Genomic DNA, 9,071 nt, shown 5'->3' with positions numbered 1-9,071 from the left:
CACCCCGTCCCTCTCCCAAGGAGAGGGGGAGTGTGGTGACGGAGAAAATAATGAAACATTCCCTTCTCTCACATTCTCCGCTGTGCCTGGCTACCTTCAGAGGGGAATATAATGACGGGAAAGTGAGAGGTACACTGGCAGGAGGTTCGTAGGAGTTTTAGGAGAAGGTCAGAGGAGTTAGGTCGTCGTAGTGCGACAGGCAATTTGAAAATAATATTATATATTGAGGTAAGAAAAATGTAGCTTACGCTACAAAAAAAACTACAAATCTTTACAAATCAAAGAGAAAGGCAACAAGTTGCCTGAAAGTCTCGCACAGATTACACGGATTGCACGGATAGCCCAATTGACAATTGATAATTGACAAATGTGATAGGCACGGATTGGCAACTGCGTTGCTGGATTTCACAAATTACAATGTAAATACAGCTGTATATCAGTATTATATATATCGAACTGACATTTATTAATAGACGGTTACTGATGCAATTCTACTGGGGGGCGATAATTAATGCCTTTGTGTAGCAAATTTTGCAATTGGAGGTCTAACTTTTGGGTGAATTGTTGCCAATCACGCTTAGGCATCTCTGTCCATCCTGCTTCGGATAAGGCTAAAGCGCGAGGATAGGTCATATAAAAAGCGCGGAATACATCTTTCACACTTTCGCCCCATAAAGTAGCTTCAACCCCTAAAATATATTGCTTTTCTTCTTCGGCTGTGAGCGAAAAGGCGGGATTAAATTCATATACGCGTTGTAGGGTGAGGGTAGGCATCCAATCTATATTAGGCAAGTCGTTTTTGGCTTGTGGATAATCGAAGTAGGCGTATTCACCGGGGGAACAAATCAGTTTGAAATTATCTTTTTTAGCGCGCTCCAATACTTGCGGAGTAGTACGCATTCGCCATAGATACATCACACTATTTTTGGGATAGGAGGGGACTTCTAACTCTAACCAAATAAGAGGACGCTTGTGGTTTTTCTCTAATGATTGATTTACCCTTTTGAAAAACTCACTCATCAGTTGTTGGTTATTGGTAGTGTGAAGGCTTTGTTTGAGTTTGAGAGTAGAGGAGTGTTCAAGCCACTTGTCCATAGGGGCTTCATCACCCCCAATATGAAAATAAGGGCAGGGGAAAATAGCTGATAATTCGGTAATGATATCATCGATGAAAGTAAAGACTTCTTCTTTGCCTACACACAACAAATTCTTAGAAACACCTGCGGTAGTGCGTACCCCAATGAGGGTATCGTTGCAACTGAGGAAAGGATAAGCAGCTATGGCAGCATCGCTATGACCTGGTACATCGAACTCAGGCAATAACTGTACGTTGCGCTGAAGAGCGTATAGTACGAGATCTTTTATTTGCTCTTGGGTATAAAAGCCTTCGTTATTGCGTTTAGAACCTTCGAAATCGGAACGTTTGCTCCCTATTTCGGTGAGTTTAGGATATTTCTTGATTTCTATACGCCACCCTTGGTCGTCGGTGAGGTGCAAATGTAAGTAATTGAACTTGTAATGAGCCATTACATCAATGTATTTTTTAATATCGTCTATCTTCCAGTAATGCCGAGCGGGGTCAATCATTAAGGCACGATAAGCAAAACGAGGCGCATCGGTAATGGTAAGACAAGGCAAAGATTTTTTGTGTGTTACCTCTGCCCCAAAAACAAGTTGGTTGAAGGTTTGTTCGGCATAGAACTTTCCTGCTTCGGTAGCAAACTTGATGATAATTTGGTTAGGTTTGATGATAAGCTGATAGCCTTCGGGATTATTGATAAACTTATCCTGTATATAGCTAATTTTGGTACTTATCGGACAAGTACCCTTATGATAAGTTATCTCATTAGGCTGTGGTACCACATTGATTTGTGCGGAAAGTGGTAAGGCTAAAAATAGTAAGATGTAAAATAGTTTAGACATAATATAAGAAAATGAATGATTATAAAAGTATAAAAGCCTCCCTCTCTCCCCTTAAAGAGGGGGAACTGTAGCGACGCAAAAAAGGCTTTGGTAATATTCTGTTAGGGTGCATTAATCAATCTTTACATTCTTAGTGCGTTCTAACTTAAAACGTTCTTTATTCCAATGAAAAGGTTTGAACTCTTGATTTTTGATAATTTTATTATTGCGGTAAATGAGATTCTCTACTGATTTGGCATAGAGAATAGGCTCATCAAAAGTTTCAAACACATTGTTTTCAATAGTAATATTAGAATGGAAATACTTTTGTTGTGCTTCTAAGTTAGGGATTTCGGGATAGATGGAAATGATAGCGTTCGTAAATTGATAATTAGCGGTAAGTGCATTGATGAAGCGGTTGTTTTTGATGATAACATTGTGGCAAGCACCTGTTTCATACCAGCCATTACAATCGCCACAGAGTAAGATAGCAGTGCCGTGAGTATGGTCGAAGGTGTTATTGGCACAGACGACCTTTTTAGGAGTGCTAAACAGTGCCCCACGAGCCCGATTGTTACGCACTATATTGTTTTTGAAAATCACCTCAGGTGTCCAAGTAAGGTTTTCTACCCCACAAGGTGTATCGGGGTTTACTTCGGTAGGTAGTATTTCATTAAAAGTGATTTTAAATATCTTAGCACCTACTTCGGTAGGTTTATCAACGGCTTTAATGGCTTGAATGCGATAGGTTTTATCGCCGATAACGTCCATTGTCTTGGAGGCGATAAACTGCACTTTATCACCTACATTGCCCCAAAGGAATCCCCACGATTGGGGGTGCATATACTGTGCTTTGATAGTGTGATTGTCTTCACGAGCTATTACTTTTAGGTAAGTGCCGTGTACGTTAATAGCATCATCAGCCATACCTTCATAGACTCCATTTTCAGAGCGTATGAGCCCTTTGCAGGCTGAAAAGTGAGTTGCATCGGCTTGGGTAGTAAAATAGCGTTCGGTGCCTTCTTTTAAAGCTACGCGAAAGCGGTTGAGGGTTATATTTTCGGTGAGTTGCGCTAAGAGCCCCATACCTTGAGCGTTATGCACAGTTATATTTTCTAACTTCACGTTCTTGCTTTCAGTAACGAAAATGGCAGGTGTAGGACGTGTGTAGGTGCGCAATACAAAACGCTCTCCTTTTTCCAAATAAGGTTTAGCTCCTATGCCTTCGATGCGGAACTCATTAGGGGCTATTTCGGTAATTTTAGTAGGATTAAAATTTACGTCAGCCCGCTTATAAGCCAAACGTTTGTCAGCTCTGAATATCATACCTCCAAAGGGAGTTTCTTCATAATCTTCTCCAGTGAAGAAGAGTTTCCCGTCCTTGATTTTATAGTTTCCTTCGGGGTAGAGTTGGGCTTTTACGGTGTTATTTTTTGCATCTACTTCGGTAATGTGCAACTGACGCAAATGAGGGGTTGCAAAGTCTATCGAAAAGTTTTTAAGAGTGATATTGGCACAGTTTTTCACTACAATAGGCAAGATAGTGCCGTGAAAGAGCCATTCGCTGTTACTGCCGTCAATCACTACATCGTTTAAGTTTTCGAGATAAAGTCCTACTTTTTTGGGATTGGTTTGGTCGTGGTTGGAGATGTAGAGTTCTTTATCGGTAGTTTGGTTGAGATAAAAATGATAAGTATCCTTGTTAAGGACGATATGTTTATGGCTACCTACTTCCATTTGAGCGGGTGTAGCAGGGGTAGTAACGACTGTTTTGCACGCGACTAAAAGTAGTATCGTAAAGAGTAATATAAAGTTAAAATTTTTCATTGTTTTTGGTAAGTAAATTTATAACAAACTTTGTCAAAGTCTTAGGGCTTTGACAAAGTTTTTGATACAAAAGAGAGTTTTTAAATGCCCTCTTGTATTATAAAAAATATACAAATTACCAACCAGGGTTTTGTGTGTATTTTACTAATTGTATCTGGTCGATAGGCAATGGGTATAGATATAGTTTATCGTTCCAAGTGTGGTGTCCTGCCGTAATAGAAGGGTAGATAATGAGGTAATTATCACTGTCTACAGGTAAATTACTAACGCCTGAGTTCGCAGGATATTGTGCTTTTAAGGCAGCATTGAGCTTCATTCCACGTATGATTTTAGGATTTTCAATCAGCTTTCCAGCTTTCCAGCGTTTGATATCATCGATACGAAAACCTTCACCAATGAGTTCAACACGGCGTTCACGGCGTATTTCGTACAACAAAGGGGTGACGGTATAACCGTAGTTTATAGCGTGAGTATCAGCGGTTACAGCAGTGGTAAGATGTGGCATTGCTACACGATCGCGCAGTTTGTTGATAGTTTTATCTAAGTCAGCTTGAGAGAGAGAACCTAATTCATATTTAGCTTCGGCAAAATTAAGTAATATTTCGGCATAGCGGAATATAAAAAGGTCTAAATCACTTTGATTAGCAATCCACTGTTCAGGGTCACTGGAACGTCCTTTGATAAGCCAATAACCAGTGCTTGTTTGCCCTGTACCTACAGCAGGTAATGTTACTACTTGGCGTTTAGCAGGGTCAGAGTTTTCAGTCCATACAAAACCTGGAGTAGCGACTGTTTGAGCATAACGAGGATCTCGGTTGGCGGCTTCGCCTGCTGGGGTACTATCGTCATAAGTGAAGGTAGTAGTGCCAATAGGCAATCCATCAGTAAAGAGGTAGGATTCCATAAAATCCTTACTACAACCAGTGCTATTTTCACCAGCTGTACGGGTATAACCGTGAGTGCCTGTTCCTTTGATATAGGTACGGTAGAAGATAGCTTCGGAGTTGCGAGATAAATCTTGCTGAATAAACAAATTACGGTAATCTTTATCAGGGTTACCTGTAGTATAAACACTATATCTACCTGAATTAATAAGGCTTTCTGAGGCTTCGACAGCTGCTTGTAGCCAAGAACTTTCATCACCCAATGTATGGTATTTGCGATAAGTACCTTCCCATAAGGCAACACGTGATTTTAAAGCTAAAGCAGCATCTTTGTGTAAGCGTCCTGCTTCGGCTTGGGCTTTCTCAGGTAAGTTTTGGATAGCAAAATTCATATCTTCCATAACTTTGTCCATCACTTGTTTGTGAGCTACACGAGGTCCGAAAATAATAGGAGAGGCATCGTTTACTTTGGTAAGAATCAAAGGAACATCGCCAAAAGTTTTTACCTTATTCCAATAGTACAAAGCGCGGAAAAAGCGTACCTCGGCAGCATATTGTTCTTTTTTTGAACCAGTAGAGCGGTTGTAATTATCTAAGAAGAAATTGCAATTGTAAATGCCGTTCCAATCGCTAATACTCCAACCACCTCCTGTAGCAGGTATGGTGTAAGTACCTGCCAAGAAACTGTTCATATTCTTAGGAGCCATATTGTCAGAGTCGTTATCATTATAGAAGAACTGTACAGGCAAACCACCATAAAAACGGTTAGCAAAGATCTTTAAGTCTTCATCGCTATTAAAATATCCTTTTTCATTAAAAGCATCAGGAGGATATTTATCTAAGAAGTCATCATTTTTACAGCTTATTTGACTTAGCAAAGCACCTAAAAGGCTTATAAATGTGATATGTTTATATATTCTTTTCATTGTATTACTATTTAAATTATCAATTAGAAACGAGCTTGAACTCCAATCGTAATCACACGGTTGATAGGATAATTCTGGCTAAGTAGCTCGGGGTCGTATGATTTGATGAGTTTTGTCCATTCGCAGAGGTTTTGCCCTGTGATGAACAAACGCAAGTTTTGCAAACCTATATTACTTAAAACTTCTTTAGGTAAAGTGTAACCTAAGGTTATTTGTTTTAGACGTATGTAAGAAGCATCTTGCATATAGCGAGTTTGAGTTCGTGTATTTCCCCAACCACCGAAGCGCAAACGTGGATAGTAAGCGTTAGGATTTTCGGGTGTCCAGTGGTCTAATTGGTTAGTTGCAGGTACAGACCATTCGTCGGCATTACTAAATCCCCAGAAATACACATCGTTTAACATATAATCGCGTTTGCCAACTCCCTGGAAGAAAACAGTAAAATCAAAGCCTTTATATTCGGCATTTAAGTTCAAACCAAAGGTATAGCGCGCTTGGTTATTACCAATAACTGATAAGTCGCCGTGGTCATCTAAAGTATTTTTACCGTAGTCGATTTTTCCATCGTTGTTTAGGTCTTTATACTTCACATCACCTGCCAACCACTTGTAGCCTGCTAATTTGGTTTTGTCAAGTTTAGCAGCATCTTCATCAGTTTGATAGAGACCTTCTGTAGTATATCCCCAAATTTCACCTATTTCTCTACCTACATAGTAATCTCCTAAGCTACCTGTAGGGTTCAAATCGTATTTAGTAATGAAAGAGCGACTATCCGCTAAGTTAAACGATACGCCATATTTAAAATCTTCACCTATAGCATCGTGCCATCCGAGAGTGAGTTCAAAGCCTTTGGTTTCAAGGTCTGCAGCATTGCGTTGTGGAGCCCCTACGCCTAAAACAGCAGGTAGTGCTAATCCATTTACAAGCATACCCGTAGTGTTGCGGATGTAGTAATCAAAAGAACCAGTTAAGCGATTGTTCAAGAAACCAAAGTCGACACCAAAGTTACGAGTAGCTACTTCTTCCCAAGTAAAATTATTGCTTACTAAACCAGGAGCTGATACATAAGGCAACTGTTGGGTACCGAAGATATAACCTGTTTGATTACCATAAGGCATAGTAGGTAAATAAGGATAAAGAGCATTCACTTGTTGGTTAGGCAATTTACCGTATGAGACACGGAATTTCAAATCACTCACTACACTGTTAATAGGCTCAAAGAACTTCTCTTTGGAGATACGCCAACCTAAAGAAGCTGATGGACTAAATACATAACGATTTTCACGACTGAAACGTGAAGAACCATCATATCTACCATTTACTTCTACTAAGTATTTTTGATTGTATACATAGTTTAAGCGAAAGAAAGATCCTATCAGTGCCCAGTCGGAAATACCACTACCTACACTCGGTTTATCATCATTATTAAGTTTGAGGAAAGGATAGTCTTGATTCACTAAGTTTTTCACTTGTACACTGAAAGATTCATTATGTTTAGACTCTTGGTTATAACCTACCATTGCTTTAAAGTAGTGTTTTTCAGCAAAAGTATTTTCGTATTGTGCATAAATATTAGCAGCCTTATAGAGGTCGTGGCTATTAGCTTCATACACAGTAGCAGGGTTGTTATGAGGGTAATAACCCAAATCAGTAGCCTTATCGGGGTCATAAATACTAGTACCATCAGTGGGGGCGCCGTATTCTTTGAACATCTTTACGTTATTTTTGCTATTCATATGATAAGGATTCCAAGTGTAATCACCAACTATTTTAACGTTTTTTATAGGGGTGAGAGTAAAACCAGAGGTTATCCATATATCATCTGATTTATAAGTATCACGTGCGCCAGTAGCAATTACAGCAAAAGGGTTCGTAAAGTTACCTTGCCCAGAGAAGTGTCCGTCAGGGTGATATACAGGCATTAACGGTTTTACATCGGTAGCGAAACGCTCAGCTGAAAATCCACGACCTACATTAGCAGGCTGGTCGTTATCTTTGTGATTGACTGTTGATTTCAAATGGAGAGATAACCACTTTGTAATATCGGTATTAATGTTTAGCGTAATGTTATAACGTTCAAATTTTTGTTTGGCTTTTTTGAACAAGCCATCTTCAGAAAACATACCCACTGAAGCCAAATAAGTAGTTTTATTTGTACCTCCCGAAAGCGATATATTATTCTGAGTTTGAGAAGCCCAACCAGGATACATTTCTTTTATCCAGTTGGTATTACCTACATATCGGTATTTTCGAGCATCGTTAGGGTCGATATATACTGAATTGGCAGGCGTAGGATTGGCTAAGTACTCTTTCGCTTTTTGAAGGTCAGTATCAGTGAAGTTTTGTGAACCAACCCCACTGCCGGTAGCACGACCAGTACGGTCAGCTTCCATATACATTTGCAAGTATTCTACTGAATTTACCAAGTCAGGCAAACGAGTAGGACGTGTAATAGAGTAGTCGGAGGAGATGTTTATTTGCATAGGGGTTTCTTTCTTACCTTTTTTTGTGGTAATCAAAACTACCCCAAATGCAGCACGACCTCCATATATAGCTGCTGAAGCGGCATCTTTTAACACAGTAACGTTCTCTACATCGTTAGGATTGATTTGGTTAGGGTCCATCTGAACGCCATCGACAAGTACTAATGGAGAACCACCGTTGAGAGAAGTATACCCGCGGATATTGAAAGAAGAACCAGAACCAGGACGACCGTTGCTAGTAGTGATGTTGAGGTTAGGGATAACACCTTGCAAGCCTTGTCCAATAGTAGTAAGGGGGCGACTTTCTAATACCTTAGCATCGACAGTAGCGATAGCTCCCGTAAGGTTTTCTTTCTTTTGAGAACCATAGCCCACTACTACTACTTCACTCAATTCTTGGGTGTCTTCTTTTAGTTTTACATTGATAATCAAGTTATTACCCCCCCCCTTACCAATGGTTTTTTCTTGGGAGGCATAACCCATAAAACTGAACAATAGCACGTTGCCTGGAGAGGCTTCAATGCTATATTTACCATCAAAATCAGTAGCTACCCCACGGGTAGTTGATTTGATTTGCACACTCACTCCAGGAAGAGGAGTGCCTTTCTCATCGGTAACAGTACCGGAAATTTGTTTGTTTTGTGCCCATAGCAGAGAGGTAGTACTCCATAGAGCTATTAGCAATAAGAAGATTTTTCGTTTCATACTTCCAAAACTTTTTATTGGTTATTTAATGGCGCAAATATACTAATAAAAAAGAATATAAAGCAAATATTTTCATAACTTTTTAATTATTTTTTATTACGATGTAAAATATATAAGGAAAAATAAGAAAATAATAATAATACCAATACCAATAACACCAGAAATGAGAAAATGAGAGAATTAGAAAATTAGTAAATGAGTAGTGATAAAAATTGTTTATTGATAGGTGAGACTTGTCGGACAAATCGGATAGGTTAGAGAGAGCGAAAGAAAACGGAGATTTTCAGAAGAAGGTTAAGAGCATTTTTAGTGAAAAAAGGCTATGAGGAGGGTGGGGTTAGCTT

At 39.4% G+C, this 9,071-nt stretch carries 4 protein-coding genes; all 4 read right to left on the bottom strand.

Translation table 11 applies throughout. The features are described 5' to 3' along the window. Window positions 1–477: 477 nt before the first annotated feature. The 4 genes from HMPREF9078_RS00650 to HMPREF9078_RS00635 all read right to left on the bottom strand — a co-directional run bounded on the left by HMPREF9078_RS00650 (window position 478) and on the right by HMPREF9078_RS00635 (window position 8,727). The gene (locus HMPREF9078_RS00650; protein ID WP_009418780.1) at window positions 478–1,923 is read right to left on the bottom strand and encodes a beta-N-acetylhexosaminidase; all 1,446 of its coding nucleotides are present in this window, start codon (window positions 1,921–1,923) and stop codon (window positions 478–480) included. A gap of 111 nt (window positions 1,924–2,034) precedes the next feature. Continuing rightward, window positions 2,035–3,729: a right-handed parallel beta-helix repeat-containing protein gene (locus tag HMPREF9078_RS00645; protein ID WP_009418779.1), complete on the bottom strand. Its 1,695-nt coding sequence runs from the start codon at window positions 3,727–3,729 to the stop codon at window positions 2,035–2,037. A 115-nt stretch (window positions 3,730–3,844) separates the two neighbouring features. Next, window positions 3,845–5,539, bottom strand: coding sequence for a RagB/SusD family nutrient uptake outer membrane protein (locus HMPREF9078_RS00640; RefSeq protein ID WP_009418778.1), 1,695 nt, complete (start codon window positions 5,537–5,539; stop codon window positions 3,845–3,847). Between the two features lie 23 nt (window positions 5,540–5,562). Then, window positions 5,563–8,727 (bottom strand): TonB-dependent receptor, encoded by a 3,165-nt coding sequence (locus HMPREF9078_RS00635; protein WP_009418777.1) that lies wholly within the window; start codon window positions 8,725–8,727, stop codon window positions 5,563–5,565. Between the last annotated feature and the right edge of the window lie 344 nt (window positions 8,728–9,071).

This window comes from Capnocytophaga sp. oral taxon 380 str. F0488, from assembly GCF_000318255.2.
Taxonomy (GTDB): Bacteria; Bacteroidota; Bacteroidia; order Flavobacteriales; family Flavobacteriaceae; genus Capnocytophaga; species Capnocytophaga ochracea.
The sequence above is the reverse complement of the archived record's forward strand: the minus strand, read 5'-3'. Positions and strand labels throughout refer to the sequence as shown.

What these genes read in the sequence shown, in the direction of transcription:
- HMPREF9078_RS00650 (WP_009418780.1), bottom strand. Translation starts at nt 1,923, where the DNA reads ATGTCTAAACTATTTTACATCTTACTATTTTTAGCCTTACCACTTTCC.
- HMPREF9078_RS00645 (WP_009418779.1), bottom strand. Translation starts at nt 3,729, where the DNA reads ATGAAAAATTTTAACTTTATATTACTCTTTACGATACTACTTTTAGTC.
- HMPREF9078_RS00640 (WP_009418778.1), bottom strand. Translation starts at nt 5,539, where the DNA reads ATGAAAAGAATATATAAACATATCACATTTATAAGCCTTTTAGGTGCT.
- HMPREF9078_RS00635 (WP_009418777.1), bottom strand. Translation starts at nt 8,727, where the DNA reads ATGAAACGAAAAATCTTCTTATTGCTAATAGCTCTATGGAGTACTACC.